The 21784-nt window shown below is 40.1% G+C and carries 12 protein-coding genes; 1 reads left to right on the top strand and 11 read right to left on the bottom strand.

Annotated elements, in window-relative coordinates:
- Positions 1-156: 156 nt before the first annotated feature.
- From ODOSP_RS03380 to ODOSP_RS03345, 8 genes are all read right to left on the bottom strand, one after another.
- The gene (locus ODOSP_RS03380) at positions 157-1290 is read right to left on the bottom strand and encodes a 6-bladed beta-propeller (protein WP_013611006.1); all 1134 of its coding nucleotides are present in this window, start codon (positions 1288-1290) and stop codon (positions 157-159) included.
- Positions 1291-1300: 10 nt separating this feature from the next.
- Positions 1301-3280, bottom strand: a complete 1980-nt coding sequence (locus tag ODOSP_RS03375) for a DUF5117 and DUF5118 domain-containing protein (protein WP_041556345.1) — start codon at positions 3278-3280, stop codon at positions 1301-1303.
- 5 nt (positions 3281-3285) lie between these two features.
- On the bottom strand, positions 3286-5628 hold the full coding sequence (locus ODOSP_RS03370; protein ID WP_013611004.1) for a zinc-dependent metalloprotease: 2343 nt from the start codon (positions 5626-5628) through the stop codon (positions 3286-3288).
- Positions 5629-5635: 7 nt separating this feature from the next.
- Positions 5636-7258 (bottom strand): PKD-like family lipoprotein, encoded by a 1623-nt coding sequence (locus ODOSP_RS03365; protein WP_041556341.1) that lies wholly within the window; start codon positions 7256-7258, stop codon positions 5636-5638.
- 69 nt (positions 7259-7327) lie between these two features.
- Positions 7328-7999: a DUF4843 domain-containing protein gene (locus tag ODOSP_RS03360; RefSeq protein WP_013611002.1), complete on the bottom strand. Its 672-nt coding sequence runs from the start codon at positions 7997-7999 to the stop codon at positions 7328-7330.
- A gap of 12 nt (positions 8000-8011) precedes the next feature.
- Positions 8012-9463 (bottom strand): RagB/SusD family nutrient uptake outer membrane protein, encoded by a 1452-nt coding sequence (locus tag ODOSP_RS03355; RefSeq protein WP_013611001.1) that lies wholly within the window; start codon positions 9461-9463, stop codon positions 8012-8014.
- A gap of 12 nt (positions 9464-9475) precedes the next feature.
- On the bottom strand, positions 9476-12550 hold the full coding sequence (locus ODOSP_RS03350; RefSeq protein WP_228026188.1) for a SusC/RagA family TonB-linked outer membrane protein: 3075 nt from the start codon (positions 12548-12550) through the stop codon (positions 9476-9478).
- A 171-nt stretch (positions 12551-12721) separates the two neighbouring features.
- Positions 12722-13336 carry a hypothetical protein gene (locus ODOSP_RS03345; RefSeq protein ID WP_148233351.1) on the bottom strand — a complete coding sequence of 205 codons (615 nt, stop codon included), beginning with the start codon at positions 13334-13336 and terminating at the stop codon, positions 12722-12724.
- 237 nt (positions 13337-13573) lie between these two features.
- Here ODOSP_RS03345 and ODOSP_RS03340 point away from each other — a divergent pair, with 237 nt between their 5' ends.
- Positions 13574-15130, top strand: coding sequence for an IS1634 family transposase (locus ODOSP_RS03340; protein WP_013610998.1), 1557 nt, complete (start codon positions 13574-13576; stop codon positions 15128-15130).
- A gap of 435 nt (positions 15131-15565) precedes the next feature.
- Here the strand turns inward: ODOSP_RS03340 and ODOSP_RS03335 are convergent, their stop codons facing one another.
- The 3 genes from ODOSP_RS03335 to ODOSP_RS03325 are packed head-to-tail and all read right to left on the bottom strand — an operon-like array spanning position 15566 to position 21764.
- Positions 15566-18730: a UvrD-helicase domain-containing protein gene (locus tag ODOSP_RS03335; protein WP_013610997.1), complete on the bottom strand. Its 3165-nt coding sequence runs from the start codon at positions 18728-18730 to the stop codon at positions 15566-15568.
- 14 nt (positions 18731-18744) lie between these two features.
- Positions 18745-19725, bottom strand: a complete 981-nt coding sequence (locus ODOSP_RS03330) for a DUF6340 family protein (protein ID WP_013610996.1) — start codon at positions 19723-19725, stop codon at positions 18745-18747.
- Complete coding sequence (locus ODOSP_RS03325; RefSeq protein ID WP_013610995.1) at positions 19686-21764, bottom strand: polysaccharide deacetylase family protein; 2079 nt, start codon at positions 21762-21764, stop codon at positions 19686-19688. The genes ODOSP_RS03330 and ODOSP_RS03325 overlap by 40 nt, the downstream gene beginning before the upstream one ends.
- Positions 21765-21784: the final 20 nt, after the last annotated feature.

Below are 21784 nucleotides of genomic sequence, written 5' to 3'. Positions count from 1 at the left end.
AAATAATTGTGCGTTTTTTTCCGCCGAATCTTTCTTTTTAATCTATTGCGACATCTAAAATATTGTATTTCAATGCGAAAGAAGGCATGCATTTTGACACACCTTCTTTTTATATTGCCTCCTCGGTTCTATGCTATTCGCAAAAATGCAATGCTCCTACTTGAACTCATAAAAAATCAATATCTGCAAATCATCTCCCTCCAATTCGAATAATTTTTTAAGTTTTCCTTTTGCTTCCATGCCACTACGCTCCATTCCTTCTTTCAAAGCTTGAATATCTTTAGACTTGACATGACACATCAATTGTTCTCCTCTACGTTCCATAAAATTCAAAGGAGGAAATACACATGAATTGTAAAAAATTTCATCTTTAAAATAAACCCCCTTTTCAATGCGTTTATCAAACATCAGACGATTAGGTCCATAACCTACCCATAAATGATTTTTTGTTTCAAATATACTCGTTTTAGAATAATAACCGGCAGCCTCTAACTTCTCCTTCAGCCAAGTGCAATCCATATAGCGTTCCATCTTTATATTTGTAGAAGTAGAAGGAGCGGATTTCGTCACATAAGCCGGCATCAAAGACGAATTCTGATAATGAAATATAGTATCGGAAAAAGGCTGTATCAACAGCATGTTACCATCATAAGCATCCATTGCATGCATCGAAAAATTCAACACACCAGCAAATTCACTAGAGACAGGATAATATGACAAAGTATCCCGCATCGTAAATAAAGAATCCATACGAAAATAACCGACGTGATTGTTTTTATTAAAACCATAATAACCGATAAATTCATCTTTAGAACAAGCAACCGCATCCATTACCCAACCGACCCAAGGGCAAGCAATTTTACCGTTTACACGCTTCCCATCGTAATCGTAAAGGTAAACACACCTATCAATGATATCCAATAAACACACTCTATTATTGAATGTATCAACAACAACATTTGTTACGAGACCAAAATCACGTCCTTGTTGTCCTATTTTATTCAAAAATTTTCCATCTATAGAAAAACGATATATATCAGATTGCATCGCCTCTACATTCACGACAAAAACATCATCACCGACAATCTTTAATCTACTGATATTCGTCAAACAACAAGAATCATTTTGCTCCAAGACAACATAATCCCAATCTCTCACTTGCGCAGACAAATCAAATTTACGATTAGTCATATCTTCTATATTTGTTGAATCTAACAAATATGCTTTCTCGGGTTTTCCTACACAACCAACAACATAAATAGCTAACAATAACAATACATAAAACTTCATAATGACCAAATTAAGGAATTACAACTGCTTCTATCTTTTTCAAAAGTCTTTTATAAAAAATAATGGCAAACTTATCACTACATGTTTTCTCTAAATTAGCAAACTGTGAATATAATTCTTGAAGTTTAAAATAAAACACAGCCTGAAAATCATCATCACACGCAGAAATTTTCATTCGTGTTGCCTGCTCTACCAACACATCTACAATATTCCAATACAGATTAACCTCTTCTTCTCGCAAATGTTGAATATCGATACTTTTTCCCTCGAATACGGATTGTATGACCGAAAACCAATCTTCAAACAACTCCACTTTCTCTAAATGCCTCAAAACCTGCTCATCCATCATACATTTCAACACGTCCTGCATATAATCGCTCCCAATATTCACTTCTGCAGCATAAACATTAAAAAAATGCATAATCGCCTTTAGATCTTCACTGTTCGTCACTGTCTGCAATAATGCAACACTACGCAGTAAATTCTCTTTATACAATCTGTTCCGCACGTCACAAATATACTTTTTGCCTTCATCTGTTTCCTGTAATATGCAATTCTTTACTTTGCCATCTACAATCCCACGATAAACCGTCTGTATTGTCTGAATTTGTTTTTCCACTCTCCTTAGAGAATCCGCTATGACATTCTTTTTCTCTATCCCACCCTCCAACAATGTATTTCCATAAGCATATCGGACCAAATCCTCTTTTGCCGATTTTGATTCTATCGTCTGTAATCCTAATACCTGTCCAATCTCTTCAGACAATACCCTACACAACAATTCACCTGCCATTTTCTGACTATCAAAATCAATAAAAGAACCATTATCATCCAAACCATTTAATAAATAATAGCGTTCTCTTTCCTCTTTCCATAATCCATGACCAATATTTATACGACAATGCAAAATCTCCCCGGTTGCTGGATGGAAAATCAAATTATTTGCTACAACAGGATCGCTCAAATCATATGCAATCAAAGCCTTAGGTGTCACACTCGAGACATCATTCTCCAACTTTCGTACCAGCAAGGCATCTTTGTATCCGATTCCTTCAAAAACTTTATTCCAATACCTCACGGCTTTTACAATATATGGAAACCATCTGTCGGGGAAAGATTGCTCAACATAAAATACCAACGGATTCTCTGGCAAAACCTTTTGACCCCTATTATAATTCTTTTTCTTGTCCTTGGGAATCTGTAAACGCCAACGAACAAGTAACGAGTCCTGCTCAACTCCATATGGATATTTCCCATAAACCGAATACTTTACAGAACGAAAACCTTGTGCATTTCCTACAGTTTTAGTAGACATATTATCCTGAGGCAACAACCTTAACATTCCTCCCAGTTCCACTGTTATCGTACCCTCAATCCCTTTCACTCCCGCTGCGTTCATCGGATAAACATACGAAAACTCTTTATTAAACGTAAAAACGACTCCTTCGTCATTAGCCACAATTTCAGTCAACTCCATATCCCTCCGGGTCTCCCTCAATTGCGGGAACTTAACCTGCGCCCACTTTCTACCTTTAGTCAACACATCTGTCAAATCAATAACATACCTTCCACAAATAGAATCTACGGCAACAATATCAAAAACGTCCGATACCGGCTGCATATTTGAATCCTCAAAGACTTTTGCCAAGGGATGCTTGGGGGATACAATTCGTTCTTGATATTTATCTTGACAAAAATATATTTTATCATTTTCTCCCAAACGGAACTGGAATACACCCACAGAAGGCAAAGGACGCGCCACCATTTCTGCACCTTTATTAACTTGTGCAACATATACAAAATCACGTCCAAACAATGATTCTGTAAGTTCCAAATAAACACGATTCTTATGCTGATGCACCGTCAATATCCCCAGCTTGCTTACAAGCCCTTTCTGTTGCCTGAAACTATCGTAATTTTGTAATTGCCCCGCTACATTACTAACAGAGAAGAGTAATACCAAACAAATATTTATAACTATTCTACACATCTCTTTTACTTAATACAATTTCTAATCCCTACAATAACGCTTTCCGGATAAAATTTATCAGTTACCGTATTCCTATATTTGACAGCCAATGCCAAAATTTCCTGCAATTCCATTTCTGCCCATATTGCAATTCGACAATCAGACTTTTTCCCATTCTGCGCTAATTGCTTTAATCTCCAGATATATCGCCGTTGCAATGTTTTGCGTTCCTCTGACACCGGTTCATTAAGTTCCCATTCTCTAAACAACGAACTTCTTACTTGTTTTAAATAATCTCCCAAAGAATACTTTTCAAACAAAGGAGAATCCAGTTTATCCAATAATCCGGACACAACCGACCAACAAATGCTTTCCCAGTTCATTCGTTCGTCAATACCGTAATAAGAAAACATATCCTGTCGAAACAACCAATGCTGAGGAGTAAAAGCATACTGCTCTAAAAAATCATAAGCTACTTGCTGACGTTCCATCCCCACAAATTCCCATTTCTGCCCCAACGAATCCCGCCTTTCTGTGACGCCCCATAAATTCCTCAGTACTTGATTAATATACCCCTGATAGCGAATCAACATCCCCCTATACCTTGAACTCATCACCTTCTTTGCCACCTCATCCTGCTCTTTCATCCAAATGGGCATCTGCAGCAACCGCTGCATATTCTTTATTCCCAATTCATTAACCTCCATCTGATTGAATCCCAAATCTTCACTTTGGCAAAACACGTCTGTTTTATCAACACCTCCATACTGATACAAAGGATTTTGCGCCATTGAATCTACCCATTCCCACAACCTCTTACGGGCAACCTCTTCACTCGGGAAATAACGATATCCCCATTCTATAGCAAAACAATCATACTCTCCCACTCGAGGTATCAAATCATCCAACGATACATCATCTTCTGGCTGGACGGCATAATTAAAACGCATATAGTCCATTATGGATGCCCCGTGACCATTATTTCTCAAAAATTCTTTATCACGCAAAGATGCTGTAGAAAAAACGCTACTTCCTCTAAAATTATGCTTCAAACCTAATGCATGTCCTACCTCATGACATACAACATACTGTATTAATTTCCCCAAAAGAGTATCGGGTAATACGATTCTTCTGGCTAAAGAGTCTAATGCACCGGCTTGACAAAAATACAGTTCCTGTACTAAATCAGAAATACTATTAAAAATCCCGATATGACTACATAAAATTTCTCCGGAACGGGGGTCTACTGAAGACGGTCCATAAGCATTTTTTAGCGGAGATGTCTTATAAGAAATATAAGCATAGCGAGCATTGTCTACAGAAAAAACAGAGTCCTCCTCACGCATCGGTTCTGGTCGTGCTAATATGGCATTCTTAAAACCGGCACGTTCAAATGCCGGTTGCCATGCTTCTACAGCCCTCTTCACATAAGGATAAAGCCAGGTAGGTATTTGCTTATCAATATAAAATACTATCGGCTTAATAGGTTCCACCAAATCACCGCCAAGATACGCTTCCAACTGTTCACTATGCGGCACCAACTTCCAGCGCGATATGAACTCACACTCTCCTTTGTCATACACAGCATTATCGTAATTCCTTACTTTATTGGTAAAATAACCTACTCTATCGTCAATAATTCGCCCCTCCATCGGTATTTTATCTAACAGACACAATGAAACACCATATTCCCACCGTGTAGGCTCTGATTTCACAGAAGGATCTGGAAAAGGAGAAACAGACATACATGTTCTTACAAAACGAATCGTCAGACTCTTTGCTGACGAACACACCTCTTTCAAGAAAGAACTCTCTGGGACATAAGTTCCTATACCCAAATCCATTTCAAAACGTCCTAAGCCAAAATAGGATTCATTTTTTTCTAATAAATCCGTGATATCTACCAATACTTCATATTCATCCCTTGCCACCACCTTCAGGCATTCCACCACAGCCCCTTCCCCTTTTTGCTTCACAATATCGCTCAAGCCCCTACTATTGCCATGAACAACATCTTGCATAAATGGTTGTAGCATTAAAATATCATCGCCTCGTTTTTTCAGACGAAAAATACATACATCCAATCTATCCCCACCATATCCATATCGTTGTTCCGAATATCTTTTTCGACAAGCAGAACCTTTCAACAGAGTTGTCGTTACTAAAAAATCTCGTCCACACAGAGTGTCGGCTATTTGCCAATAATACCTGTCTCCTATTTCATAAATAGGCAACAGCCCTCCGTAATATCTAGAATCTTGACTTTGACTCAAAAAATCTGATATTCTAGGAAGCACCTCCCCAAAGCAATTCAATTTTCCACACCCACACAGGAACAAAACTATCCCCAAAAAAATCTTAACACTCATATCAAAATCAATTTGTCGGATGGAAAGAATACCCTATATCAACAATTCCTTCAAAACCCTTATACTCATAAACTTTTTGATTACCGTCCTCTTTTAACACTTCACCACTTGGTTTCAATCTCATTTCAACAAGAGAAGCCGTCTTGTCTGCATGTTCTACTGCCAAACCCAGCCAATATGGCTGATCTTCTATAGTCAAAGCCATTGACCCCCAATCCAAACTCATTTCTGCAATACGTTCATGCCGGAACTTCATCTTTGTAATTCTACTGGACGGATTAGGATATTCATAAATCTTTGTTTCCAAAGGTACAAAACTATTCAAATCCACTCTATAAACTTTATTGCCGGAAGCATAAAAAAAGATATTGTTAAAATAACAAGAAGATGCAAATTGCCAGGAATCCTCATCTCCAGCCGATGGCATAAAAGTATAATAACCGGAACAACGGGCTCTATCGCCAATAGATAGTCCATCATTACTGAATTCATATATATGCCATTGAGCCGAACCCTGTTTACGTCCCACAGCCATGCCCTTCATGGATGCTCCCAATCCACCAAAAGAGTGAACACCCATAAACAAAACATCTTGCAGACCGGTCTCATCTGGATTAAACACATTGGGATATTCGGGCACCTCAGCAATCCGTTTCAAGCGAGCTCTGTTGGAAGAACCGTTCACATTATAATACTGCAACTCACCGTTCCTCACTGTTTCACCATATAGTGTAGGAGGATTCTCCCAACGGTCATACCACAAGAAACGATTTTGCATACGGTCATAGGCAATCACTTGATGGTCTACCGTTAACAAAGCATTTGTCAAATAATAATCTGTTCCTAAATCTGTTGCCAACTTTATCGGATAAAATATTGAATATTCTGACCAGGTGGCATACCACATTTTTCCGTTATCTATAATCAACTCGCCTTGATCGGCCTTCACAAATTCCGGTTTTGCACTTCCTTCCAATCCCAACAGCATCTCTTTATAGTCGTAAATTGTTTCAAGTGTCCGTGAATCCATCATACGTCCTCCTTCATTCGTCAGCACATAAATCACGGTCTTTGTCTCTAATTTCCCGGGACTCAAAGCCGGATTTACCTCCAAGGCTCTCGGTTCCCCGGGAATCTCTTTTCCTACCCCCAACAGATGCTGATAAATATCCTTATAGACAATCGCGCCTATTCCTGAGCCATCAACCGCACCCAAAACAGACTTCCCTACTTGATTCTGCAAGACAAACCAGGCATTTTCAAGAGGATTTTCTATTTTCAGAGTCACTTCTTTGTAGGTCGTTATCCCTAAAACCGTATCTGTTACGGCAAAACGGAAACTCATATTCTCTGTAGTACGACTATTTATCCTGACTGTATAATCCTTTTCTCTTCCACACTCCTTCCACACTGAAGACCCGCTCACCTCTTTTTTCCTCCACAAATAAGCCAGATTACTATTATCCTCACGGGCACTCTGCTTCACTTCCGGTTGTAAAACCACCTTGACTGAATCCTTGTTTGCCACCACGACTTCTACAACTTCCGGCAAAACGACAGTCAGTTCATTAATCTCCTTATAATCATAATTACCCAAGTCATCGTAGCAAGCACCCAACAACAATCCCATTATTATTGGTATATATTTAAAAACATTGCAATTTTTCGCCATAACCAATTTTCTATATTATATTAATAATCAAGGGAATATTATTTCATTACCCTCTTCATCCAAAATGGCAGGATTTGTTAGTCGGTATTCTTTATACGCTTCTCTGACTAATGCCCTATTATTTGATGTATTCCCAATAGAGCCATAAGTCCCTTTAAAGAAATCAAGCATGAAACAATACTTACCATCACTGTAAGTTCCAAAATAATTATTCCATCCTACCGGCTTCAAACGGAATTCCCCCACAATTTCCAATTGCTGACCTTCACATTTCCCCGCATCAAAATCATGTAAGGGATTCTCCGTATCGATACCTAAAGTCACAACGAAACGACTATCCGTTCGTTCCGGACGTTTCACTTTAACAACAACATAGGTTTCGTAAGCACCGGCAGGCAACTCCACATATTCCGGGAATGTTATATCCGGAGCATTCTGTTCATTTATCAATTTAAAACAACATTTCAGTGCCTCGGCAGAAGCTTCGCCCATCAATTCTAGTTTCAGTGAATCGCTTTTTTGAGTAACTCCATTCAAATAATCTTCATCAGTGAAATAGACATAATGTTGAACGGTAATATTTAACTTAGAGGTATTCTCAAAATTAATGCGCGGGCGTTCACCATATTTTATTATTTCACTCGTGCTACATGCATACAGTAAACAGAGTGCCCCAAGTATGAAGATATTTCTTTTCATTTTCATAATTCATTAATTGCTATTACCAAAGACTAACTCATCATCCGGTACCTGTGGTACATAATTCTCTTTCTGCATACCTGCTGCCAAAGGACAGTGGTAAAATTGCCTGTAAAAATGCCTTTTATAGAACCAAAACAGCTGACCTTCCCCATAAAATTCCTTTTGATATTCCTTCATCAATTCATTCACTCGCATTGTCTTGGTCATATCATACCCCGGACGGCTATCCAAACGGTCATACGCTTGTCCTCCTTGAATATCCAAATTCTCAGGGATAGCCCGGAAATGTCTTACTTCATTCAACATTTTCGCACTTTCCTCCGCATCTTTCGTACATTCTGCCACAATATAATACATCTCCGGCAAACGAATCAACGGCATAATCTCTGCTCCGTCATACTTCCCGACATAACCGCTCTGATCGAATTTTCTCAACGACAACTTACCTTCTGATGTTTGAAAATAATAATTGTTCTGCCGGAAATCGGTAGCATAACCGCTGCCCTTTTCGTATAATTCGTCTATCGTGGACTGTAATGCATATAAGCGATCGGATGCTTGCATCCCCAAATCCAATTCCACGAATTTTCCCAATTCATATACATGCAATGCAAAGATATGTTCCGGGAATAATATCCTGTTGCTCGTATTAGACTCCATCAATCTAAAATGCCCGCACTCTATCACAGCCTTGGCATAATTATAAGCCAATTCCTTGCTGGCATCATCTCCTTTATACAGATACACTCGCGCCAACATCGCTCTTACAGCCCAAATATTCATACGCAATTGTCGTAGCACAAGAAACGCATCACGTTTTTCATTATACTCATCCGCACCGAACAATTCGTTATCATGTTTTTCCAATAATGATTTTGCCTGCAACAAATCGTGAAGCACAGAATCCACCACTGCCGATGCCGGTAAACGCGGTGTCGCATATTTGTTCATCTGCGTCCGATAACAGATGGATTTCGCATCAGGATTTTCTTTATACACCGGACCGAATAGACGCAACAGATCAAAATGCAGGAATGCCCTCAATCCTAAAGCCTCTCCCTTTATAATTTCATAATAATGCTCATGTTTAAGGACTCCACGGTTCACCTCTGCAAAATGCAACAGATTATTAATATTGGCGATAATATTGTACCCTTTCTTCCAGATAGCATCCTTGGTGTTCTTATATTCACCCTGATAATTATACAATTCGCTTGCAACAACGGTATTGTCATAACGCTTTGCTAAAAAATCGACAAATCCGTAAGTCAAATTCTTCCCATATAAATCCTGACTGCCCATATCAATATAAAAACCTGTCAGGACATCCTTAAATCCGTACTCCGTACTGAAAATATCCTCCTCTTGCACCGATGTTTTAGGCTGAACATTCAACCAATCCTGACATCCCGCTGTAAAGAAACTCAGCACCAATAATCCTATGTATATTTCTGTTCTCATAACTGTTCTTATTTAAAATGCAACTTTCAAAGAAAATGAAAACTGACGGGCAAAAGGATAATCAAGTCCTCGTTCCTGTTTTACCGTTGACCAGTAAAACAAATCCTCCATTCCCAAATTCATCGTTATCGAACTGAATATAGACTTTTTGATAAATGCCGCATTGGTTTCGTCCATACGGTATGTCAAAGTCAAAGAACTAAATCTCAAAACGTTTTCATCCATAACAAAACGCGAGGATGCCTTTGTTTCCGTTCCATTAATGGCATTAGTCAACGCTTTAAAAGAAGCTTTATCTCCCGGCTTCTTCCATCTGGATTCCATCACCCTTCGATCCGCATTATTCAATAAATCCGCATTTTCAACTTTTTGAATCAATGTTGAATTATATGTCTGTCCTCCAAATTTATAATTAAAGCTCAAATTTAATCCCCAACCCTTATATGAAAAACTGCTATTTATATTCCCCTCCATAAAAGGCTCGGTATTCCCGCATGGAATCTGGTCTGATGCGCTCCACACACCTGTCACCTGACCTGTCGTTCGCTTCACAAACACCTCTTGTCCATTCGCCGGATCAATACCCAACGAACGCACAGCCCAAATTCTATTCATAGACTCGCCCTCTTCATAGCGGGGCAAAGGAACATCTTTTAAATTACTATCATTCAACTCGTTTACATGTCGCAAAGCTTGCGATATTTTCACTAATTTATCAGTATTGTGCGAGCCGTTCACATTTACAACCCAATATGCAGCCCGCTCATTATCCCGGTAGGGAATAAATGAAACCATCCATTCCAAGCCTCGATTTTCAATTGTTCCCAAATTTTCAGATATTGTACCAAAGCCTACGGAAGGCGCCAGCGAAATATCTGTCAAAGCATTCTTGGTCGTCTTGAAAAAATATTCTAGACGCGCAGTAATCCTACCTTTCAAAAAACCGGCCTCCAATGCAAAGTTGGACTGAGCTGTCTGTTGCCATTTCAAATCAGGATTTCCCAATCCCACCAATGTTGCGCCTGTTGCATCTGATGCCAGATAAGGTTTCAACAATGTGCTATATGTATACAATTGCTGAGCCTGATAAGGTGCAAAGCCCTGTGTTCCGGTTGTTCCATGGGAAACTCTCAATGTTAACTCTGACAACCAGTCTGTATTTTTCATAAAATCTTCATTCACAACGTTCCACTTCGCTCCTACAGACCAAAACGGAGCAAAACGATTATCGCTACCAAATTGGGAGGAACCGTCAGCACGGATATTAAAATCTATACTATAACGATTATCGTAAGAATAATTAAAACTACCCACCCAACCGATTGCACGACTGGTATTTTCGCTACCGGTCATCTTTTCGCTATATTTTTTTCCAAAAAGGATATTATCCATCTTATCATTAGGAAAGCCGGTCACCAAAGCTCCATAATAACTGTTTTGCGCATCGCTCAATGTCATTCGCGCATTCAGGCTCAAAAAATGGACACTTGAAAATATCTTATTATATGAAGCGGTCAAAGCCACTTCATAACTGAATCCCTTCGATTCTGTCTGATTGAAATCTCCTCTTAATTCCGGGTCTGTAATTCCGTCAAAAGCCGTATGCTGCGCAGGACGGAACACCTGGGTCTCTCCTGTACTTTTTTGAATTGCAACGTCTCCTACCAATCGGAGTTCATCTATCGGACGGTATTCCAACTGAAACAAATTGCGCACACGGAACTCTGTTTTTTTATCCAATGAATGCAATGTTGCATTATACATAGGATTGTACACACTTTTAAAAACTCCGGAGTAAGAAGTTACAGGAGGCGTTATTTTCTTCAGCACCACTCCATTTTCATCGACCTCTCTCCAATACGGATTCAACTCTGTATATTCACGGAATGACCCGTAAGGAGAATTATTACCTGTTGCATTATCAACAGTCACACTATTTTTTAAACGGAAATTCTTTACCCGATAAATCAAATCCAACGTTGCCGTCTGGGTATTGCGGTTGGACCCCTTCATAACGCCAATTGTGTTATTCATGCCGACATAGAGCTTATACCTCAATGCCTGATCTCCCCCTTCCAATGTGACGGTATGACGTTGCGAGACGCCGGTATGTAGTGGTTTTGACAACCAATAAGTATCAACTCCTCGTTTCACCTCCCGCATATAATACTGATAAATTTCCAATGGGGCTAAATCCTTCTCTTCATCATAATATCCCGCCAGTTTTTCTACTTCCAATTTTTCCCTTGCATTCAGCAGATTATAATCAGACAAATCAGGCACCTCTATTCGGATTTCTCCTCCATACGCCACTCGCAAAACTCCTGCTTCCGGAGCCTTCGTTTCAATAACAATCACACCATTCGCTGCCTTGGAGCCATAAATTGCAGTAGCGGCCGCATCCTTCAATATCGTAATTGAAGAAACTCTATCCGGATCCAAATCATTCATGGTCTGCAATGAAATCTCAAATCCATCCAGAATCAGCAAAGGCTGGTTAGGGTAAGTGGCATAATCCCCCTTCAACATCACTGCGTCTGTAGAAACCGTTGCTCCGGTGGGCAATGTTGCCTGCCCTCTCATTCGCAAATCCGGCAAACGATTAGGGTCAGAACCTGCTGCAATATTTTCTGCAATGCGAAAGCCCGGGTCAATTGCCGACAAAGCTTTCGCAATGTTGGTTTTACTGAACTTCTTCAAGTCATCACCTTTCACCACCGTCGCAGACCCGGTATAACCCTCTTTTTGTCGCTCAAACATACCGGTCACCACCACCTCATCCATTTGCGTAACCTCTTCTTTCAAAACAACGCTCAGAAATTCCTGATTAGTATACACCAATTCCAGAGGCTTCATTCCGACAAAAGAAAAGACCAAAGTAATATCTTCCCTCTTAGGGAATTCAAAATGAAATTGTCCATTATTATCCGTTGAAAATCCATAATGCGTACCCTTTACCACCACTGTCACTCCTGGTAATACCCCCCCGTGACTATCCTTTACCACCCCCTGGACAACAACTTTCTCCACCTGTTTGACAACGCTATCACCTGATAAAGGAGTCTTTTTCAACACAATTGTCAACATATCGTTTTCTGTCGTATGTGCTATAGCAGGCTTCACACCCCACACGGACCAGCACAAACATACTATCAAAAAGCAATAAAAAGAGCGATTCCTCATAATATTATACATAAATAAAACCAAATTAGGGACCGACCCTTACAATCGATCCCCGTAATAAAATGAAATGCTTCATTATTTCTCCATTAGTCGCAATTTAAACACACTGCCGGAATCTTCCACTCCCTTAAATGTCAACATCTTGGGTGCAGCAGCATTGTCAGCTTCAATCATGTATGCCTGTGCTGCCAGCATATCGATAAAAGCCTTGAATTGAGGGATGGCAAACCCCTCTCTTCCATACCATCCTATAGCAGGATGTTCAGTCAATTCTACAGCTGGGTCCATTTTTATTCCTTTAAAAATAACCTGATTTCTCATTCCGGCAACAGCTTCAATCGTAACCAATAGATAACCATTTGCTACATAGAATTCTTCCGGAGCCCCCATTTCTTTATAACCTTCATTCCAATAGCAATAGGATATTGTATCTTTCGTAAGGTACATATTTTGCATAACATAACCTATTTGACCAGGAATCGCATCCTTAGTCTTCAAAACAGCTTTCATCTCATCATAAGCTGTTTTGAAAGCCCCCTCAAAGCCATCCAAATCCATATACCAATGTTCAGTAGTTGCAGCAAATGCTTTACCAACTTCAGGGAGATTGGCATCATCGTCATTATCATCATCATTACAACCAACAAACAACAAACTTAAAACCACCAATAAATAACTTAAATTTTTCATCTTCATTGCATTTTCATAAGTTAGACATATTAATAATCGCTTCACTTATATATAAACGTAAATTCAGCAAGCACAATATTATAAAATTAATTTAAATTACTCCTTATATTGTGTTAAAATTTTCAACTTTTTCCTGACTTCGTCACTCAAAAAATGTTCATTTTATAATTGATTGATAAACAATATTTTGTATCTTTTCATGCCCTTATTTTGGGGTACGCAAAAGTTTTTTTAACTATGTTTGTCAAAAGAAAGAAGAATCGGTCTGGAACAACAAGTATTGTTGTTGCAGAGAAAACAAAGGGCATTTACAAAGAGTTAATTACTATTGGTGTGGCCAAAGATTCAAACGAAATAGATAGTCTCGTAAATGCAGGTCATGAATGGATTTCAAAAGAAGAATCCCGGCGCCATCCACAACTCGATTTGTATGGTGAGGATCGTGAAGCGTGTGACCGTGAGCGAGAAGAAGTCCGCCGTGTTCTGTCCAATGTCAGCAACATCCTTCTCAACGGATGCGACTTGATATTAGACCGCACGTTTGACAGGATTGGTTTCAATCGTATTGACGATGATGTATTCCGCAAGCTTGTAAAGGCTCGTTTGGCATATCCAACAAGTAAGGCTGCTACGGTGGAATATCTGAAAAACCACTTTGACGAAGATGTGGATCTCTCAGAAATCTATCGCTATCTTGACAAGCTTAGCGACCATCAGCACGAAATAGTACAGGATATAAGCGTGCGCCATACGGCGAAACTGTTCGGTGGAAATATCGGTGTGCTGTTCTATGATGTCACCACACTTTACTTTGAAGCGGATTATGAGGACGAATTACGTAAGGCAGGCTTCTCGAAAGAGGGACGTCACAGTAATCCTCAGATCATACTCGGCCTGCTTGTAAGTTTGGGCGGTTATCCGCTTGCATATTGCATCCATGAGGGCAACAAATATGAAGGCCACACGATGCTGCCGACGATAAATGAGTTTGTTAGTAAATACGGTTTGGAAAACTTCGTTGTGGTGGCTGATTCCGGTCTGATGAACAATGCCAGTATATCGGAACTTGAGACGCACGGTTACAAGTATATAATAGGTGCGAAGATAAAGAATGAAAGTCAGGAAGTCAAGAACTGGATACTGGAACAGCCCAAGCGCGACTGCCAGATGGTTGAATATGACAAAGAAGGCGGACGTCGTCTCTTGATCGGCTATACAGATGACCGTGCAAAGAAAGATGCCTATAACCGGGAGAAGGGAATACGCAGGTTGGAAAAGGCTTACAAGCATGGTGCGCTCACGAAAGGTAACATCAACAAAAGAGGTTACAATAAGTTTTTATCCATGGATGGTGAAGTGAAAGTAGCCATCAACTATGACCGTATTGCCGACGACTCCAAATGGGACGGTCTAAAAGGATATCTCACCAATACTGACATACCAATACAAGATGTTTATGCTGCATACCACAACCTTTGGCACGTAGAACGTGCCTTTCGTATAGCCAAATCAAAGATAGAGATACGCCCCATGTTTCATTTTACACGCAAACGCATCGAGGCTCATATATGCATCTGCTTTGTGGCTTTGAAAGTATACAAGGAATTGGAGCGTATGCTGAAAGTCTCAGAGATTAAGATGAGCGTAGACAAGGTGCTTGCATTGGCTAAGACAATCACAACCATACAAATCAAACTACCTCTGAACAAGGAGGTTTATACGCAAACCATGCTGATGGCAAGGCATCAGAAAATAGCTAAACTCTTTGACGAAGAATTTTGGGGTACGCAATGACGAAGTCAGGAGGTTCAATTTTTTTCTTTTTATTCCGATTTCGGGTTCTGTGTCGTCAGACACCACCGGTCGGGCATTCGGAGAATCTAACCGGACCCTCATTCCTGCTCCAAAGGTCTTCCGGCACAAAACCCGGCATCTACCGTTAGCGTAAACCGGCAAAGAAAGGATAAGGAAAATTTACAGAATAAAAACACCGGATCATCTCTATCGAAGTATGGATAGCTGAGCTACTTTATCAGAATAATTTCCTGTAAGGCATTGATTTTGAAACCAATTTTACTACAAGAGATCGGAAAACCTCTGTTTCGTTGAAATTTATGGTTTCCAAGTCCGGTGGTGTCTGACAGAAACGTAACGTAAAGTTTTTTATACAACTGCCAAAGTTTTTTGTCTAACTCTTAGGGTTCGCTTCAGTATCGAGACAGCTTGTTTTTATACCTGTACGATTTTACCGGACTTTACATACCATACATACCCCTCTACTTCTTTAAATCCCATTTTCCGTAAGGTATTACAATAAAAACCGACCTGTTTCAAATATTTATTTTCCTCACTTTGTCCGAATTTATAATCGATGATACGGACTACCGAACCGTTGAAAATAATTCGGTCCGGACGGGTTTTCCTGCCTCCGGGAAATAAAATATCCCTCTCATTCATAATATTATTTTCGGGTCCGAACCATTCAGAAGCTTGTGGGTTGGAAATATATGCTTCGATCTTCGCACAGTAAGCCTCCTTTTCCCGGATAGAAATCAATCCCTCCAAATAGGCTTGTTGAACAGCCTGTGACACATCCCCGGCATACCGGATGTGTTTAAAAATTTCATGCAATAATTTTCCTTCGTCGATCGCCGAAAGAGAAGCTTGCTGAGGCTCGGTATAGTCCCGGAATTTGTACTTGATACTGATTCTTTCTCCCGGTTGAAAAACCGGATAATTCTGAAGAGTAACAGAAGTCTGACCTGCTCCGGCTTTTGAAGGGAAACACTGTTTTTCTCCCAATGCGACCTGCATAGTTGCATTATCCACTAATTCGGTTTCAGCTAATACACTATAAATAAAAGCTCCGATATCCGACATCGAGATGCTACCGTCTTTATTGATTTTGGGAGAGTACGGACGTACATAAAGCTCGGTCTTGGCACGCGTCAGGGCAACATATAACAAGTTCAGGTTATCGATATAGGCTTTCAGGTGTTCGTCCAGGTAATCTTTTTTAAAGATGGTGTTCGTTAACTTGGAGGAATAGTTCAATGGAGCATAGTCTAATTGATTGAATCCTTGTTCGTTATTCATACACCAAATTCGTCTGACGGGCCGGACACTATCCAGTTCCCAGCTACAGAACGGCAAAAGTACGAATTCAAATTCCAGTCCCTTGGATTTGTGGATAGTTAAAATACGCACTGCATCGACTTCTTCGGAAGTGGTCAGTACTCTTTTACCCTGCTCTTTCTCCCACCAATCCAGAAATAAAGTTATACTATTGGAGTTATTGGTTTCATATTCATATATAATATCTTGAAACGCAATCAAATAAGGAATTTCTTCCCGTTTCTTACGAAGTGAAAATTTATCCAGAATAGTTTCAATCGTCTCATATAAGGAATAAGACATGATTTTATTTTTATCCAATTCAAAATCAGTTCCTAAGACCTCGAATAATTCTTTTTCCCCTATTCCGGAAAAGATATCGTGCAAATCCGGATTGTTCTCATCCTGAATAAAAACCCGATAAAAATAAAGAATCTGGGTCTTATTGACCATATCGTAGGGATCTACCATATATTTCAGAATGGCGATGATAAATTGTATATAGGGAGACGACCAGACGTACAACGAATCATTTGAGATAAAACCGATCGGCCGGTCAGCTGTCTTATTGTATTCCATCAGAAAATCGGCAACCAGCGCACCTTCCTTCCCACCCCTCACCAAAATAACGATATCTTTTAACTGTCCTCCCCTTTGCCGGATATCCCGAATGATTGCGATCAGGTCTGCCAGGATTATATTCTCCCCCCCTTCTGCCTTTTTGTCGGGGCCGAACACAATATCGACATATCCTTTTTTCTTTTTCCGGGGAATCTGTTGAAGTCCCTGATAAGCTTCAGCTATCGTTTTTTCCTTTACTTCCCCACCTGCATCGGCAATGTATAGATCGGTCAGCATACCGACTGCTTTCTCAAAGAAGGTATTATTGAAATTTACGATTTCAGGGGCACTACGCCAGTTATTTTTTAAAATGACGGTATTCACTCCCAAGCTGCTGAATTGCCGCTCTACCTCGTTGGCCAGCAGACTCCAATCTCCGTTTCGCCAACGGTAGATACTTTGCTTGACATCTCCCACAATCATAGTCCGGCACCCTTCCGATAAACTGTTTACCACCAGGGGGCGGAAATTTTTCCATTGCATCCCCGAAGTATCCTGAAATTCGTCGATCATCAGATGCTTATAATAATTCCCACACTTTTCAAATAAAAACGACGTATCGTTATCTGCAATCAGCATATTCAGAATATGCGTCGTATCACTCAGCAACATGAGCCCTTTCTCGTCACAATAGGCCCTAACCTCCTGATAAAGGTCATTTAAAATCCCCAACTGGTACAAATTATCGGACAGCATCCGGGCTGACAAATAATAGCTGTAATCCTGGTCGAACCGATTCAGAATATCCTGCAAGAGTTGCATAAGCCGGGGGCATATAGACCCGATGGTTGCTTTGCGGAGAGAAGTTTTGGTTACCCACGCCGCACTATCCTGAGCCCCCTTTCTTACGGTAGCCGTCGGTTCGTCGAAATTCCCGGCAACCAGTTTATAAAAATAAGATACACATCCTGCCTTTCCACCTTTAAAGTCGGTTTGTTCAAGCCCTTCGCTCCGGATCAATCCGATCGCTTCCTGTCCGATAGCAGCCTGCCGGCTTTCGTAAGCTTGAACGGTAGCGGTCAAAAAAGAGCGGTAATTCTTCAAAAATTCCTTATCACTGAATTTATCCAGAATATGCTTGTCAAAAAGCATGTAGTTCTCTTTGAACAGTTCTTCACCGAGCTCGGCTATTTTTGATTTGATACTCCACGATTTTCCCTCTTCTACATTACTACTCATCAATTCACTGATCCAATTTTTCAATCCCGGATTGTCTTTCACCTGTTGCATGACTTTGTCGACAGCTTTGAGCAATACAAAATCACTATCCAATTCTACATTATAGCCCGGAAAGATGCCCAATTCCCTGGTAAAAGCTTTGATAATGCGTTGAAAAAAACGATCGATCGTCGTCACTGCCAATCGTCCGTAATCATGCAATAACATTGTACGAAGCAAAACAGCTCTGTTTTTCAATTGCTCGTCGGTAAATCCGAATTCCTGCTTCAAGGCCTCTCCGTAATCACTTGTTTTCCCGTCTGCCAAACGATGCAGTTCATTGATAATACGCGACTTCATCTCTTCGGTGGCCTTATTGGTGAAGGTCACGGCTAAAATATTCTTATATTCAGCAGGAGAAGCAAAAATCGTCCTGAAATATTCCAGGGTCAGGGCAAAAGTCTTTCCTGATCCAGCCGAAGCTTTATAAATATCTAACATATACTTTTCTGTTTTTAAGGCTCGGCAGGCAAAGTTTGTCGATCCAGAATTTCCATCTCTGTAATTCTCCGGCAAATGATTTCGAGATAATCTTTCAGGTAATTCACTTCTTCCCCTTTTAGCTTATTCTCTTCTGCCAGCTTCCGGCATTCCGATAAAATATCTCTTGCCTGTTCGAAATCTCCGGCATTTTCATACAACCATCCCAAATTAATCCCGGCCTGGACAGCTGTTTTAGGCGTCAATTTTAAGGCACCGGTCCATATATTGAATGCCTCTTCGCTATCACCATGCCTCAAAAAAGTATCCCCCAGCCGCAACACTTTCCCGGAAGTATACACTCTTCGCTGTGTTTTTTGCCACGAAGGAACCAAATGCCGGCCTGAAATCATTCCTGCTTCCCAAAAACTATTGCGGATACATTCCGGTATGTTATCGAACTCCCCGAGTTTTTCCTGATCCAGTTTAAAAGAGATCTTCACAGAATCGACCGGTTCGCCTTGTTCTTTATCGTACAACCGGGTAAACCAAATGGTATTTATCTCTCCTCCAGGATCTGCGTTATCATAATACTGTAGTTCTATGGATAAGAGGTAGTCCACGTGAAAATTCCGGCACATATTCATTATACTATCCGGAGCGAAAGGGGGCGGAGTAGAGGATTGGTTCCAATAGCCCATTTCCTGTTCTTTTAAACATATTATAGCATCTTTGTACCCCGAAGTTTCCCAGATAAATTTCACCCCTTCACAGAAATCTTCAAATAAATACTCCCGGTCTAATTCAGGAATATTCTTCATAAAAGTCAATATACTGTTTTCGTTGCGGATGTTTCTTTCTAGCAAAGCCAGTTTTTTTCCTTGTTCGATATGAAAACCGGCAGGTTGAAGTATCTCGATCGATAAGGTGCGATAGGTGGTACACGAACACAGGGTGGCCCCCCAAAGGCCCAAAATCAACCGGCGAAAAATTTTAGTAAAAACCATTCCATGCATAATAGCAAAAGTATTATCAACCCTAATATTTTTATCTCACTGAGGTCTGAAAATCCCGTTTCACTTTTGTATTCGGATATATATCTGTCATTTGAATTCAATTCATTCGTCAATCGGACCATATCCCGTACACTTACCGACTCCCCTCCGGTATGCCGGGCTATTTCTTTGAGTAAGGACGGATCGGCCACTAAACGATTCAATTCCGGATTATGGCTCTTCACATAAAAAATTCCCTTTTTGGTGAATCGTTCTCCTTTCAAATCTGTACTCAGACGAAAATTGTACTCTCCGGCCTGCAGGTTACCCAAAGTCATTCTATATTTTTCCCCGTTCCGATTGAAAAGATAGTTATACGTTTTCCCGCCAATATTTAATTCCATCTTTAGATCAGGAGTATTAATAAGTTCATAACTATCGTTATACAACTCTACATTAATCACAATCTCTTCCGACTCTTCGTAGAGAGGTTCAATGTCATCCACCAAGCGTTCCGTTCCCTGACGGGTAGTCAGATAACCCACAATTTTATTGATCAGCGTGTTGAACGGTTCGTGATTACCATTTTCCTGATAGGAATATAATCGCCATTTCCAAAGACCTTCTCCCCAAAAATAAGAAATTTTTTGTCCATTCAAATCATAAAAACCAAGAATTCCATTCGAAGTAGGTGTATTTTTAATTTTCTGACTGAATAAAATTTTCCCAGCACCGGTGTTGATCTCTCCAAAAGGTACGATTATAGGAGGGTAATCCTTATAAGCCGCTTTTTCCGTCTCCGAGAATTCGAAATAGGAAAATTGTTCATTGATCTGTAAAGAGGCATATTCGGTTTGATCGGCACTAATATCGGAAGTGTATAAATTTTGGAGTTTGGAGAAACCAGCGATACATTCGGGCGTAGTCAATATATACCAAACCGACAATTTTCTGCGGTTTATTTCCTGCATCAATTGCTGATAGCCTGTACTATGCGGATCAGGATTATGCAAGATAACCAGATTAGCATTCAGACTATCCAGCGGTTCTTCCCAGCGATAAAGTTTACATCGGTATATACCGGATACACCGACTGCATTCTTAATTGCAGCAATATCCGGATGTGGAGCAGTGGTATAAATAGCAACTTTAGCAGAATTATCTATAATATTCACCCAGGTTTCTATCCGGTTGTTTTCATAAGTACGTTCCACCCTATCGTTTTCCAGTTCGACACTATACCGGAATATTCCTTTTTTCGGAGCTTCTACTTCGAAGGAGACTTCCTGAAAAAAATAATCTTGTCCAATAGTTAAAATCTGTCGGGCAATGACCTGATCATTTTGTTTTAAACTGCATTTTACCTGGCTTCCTTTCTGTTTTATGGCACCGACTTCGACTTTTATCGGAAAAATAGTATTTACAAAATTGAATTTATCCGTTTCCACATTCCGGATATAGACATCGGGATAAGCAACGGTATCCCCCAAAGCAACGGTATAGACCGGAAAATCAGGTGTTTTGTATTTCGGATTCACACCGGTATTGTAGATCCCGTCGGAGAATAAAATCATAGCCGCCGGGCGGCGGACGATAAAATGCTGGTCGGTATAGTCGAATACTGCTGAGATATTCGTGTATTGTTCCGAGAAATCGTATTCATCGTTTTGACGGATCGAAGCTCCGAAAGTTAAAGGAACGATATCGAACTTGCTTTTCAAAGCCTCGATCATCTTTTCTAAAGATGCCTTGTATTCATTCCGATAATACAAGGAATCCTTCGTTTTTATCAGAGAAGCAGAATTGTCCTGAGCCAAGACCAGCAAAGGTTTCTCTTTCGTCTTTTCGACCCACGAAAAAGCAGGATTTAAAAGTAAAGCAAGTAAAGTAAAAATGACAATAAAACGAAGCCCGGAAATAAGCAGGGCCATTCCTTTAGAAATATCCGGTAATTTTGAAAGTTTCCTGAATTTAAGCCAGGCAATAACAAACGATAAACCTGCAATAGGCAAAAGCCATGCCATAGAATACTCAAATACCACCCCGAACCGCTTTAGCATACCCCGAAGCAGCGTTTTTT

It is taken from the genome of Odoribacter splanchnicus DSM 20712, from assembly GCF_000190535.1.
GTDB lineage: Bacteria > Bacteroidota > Bacteroidia > Bacteroidales > Marinifilaceae > Odoribacter > Odoribacter splanchnicus.
The sequence above is the reverse complement of the archived record's forward strand: the minus strand, read 5'-3'. Positions and strand labels throughout refer to the sequence as shown.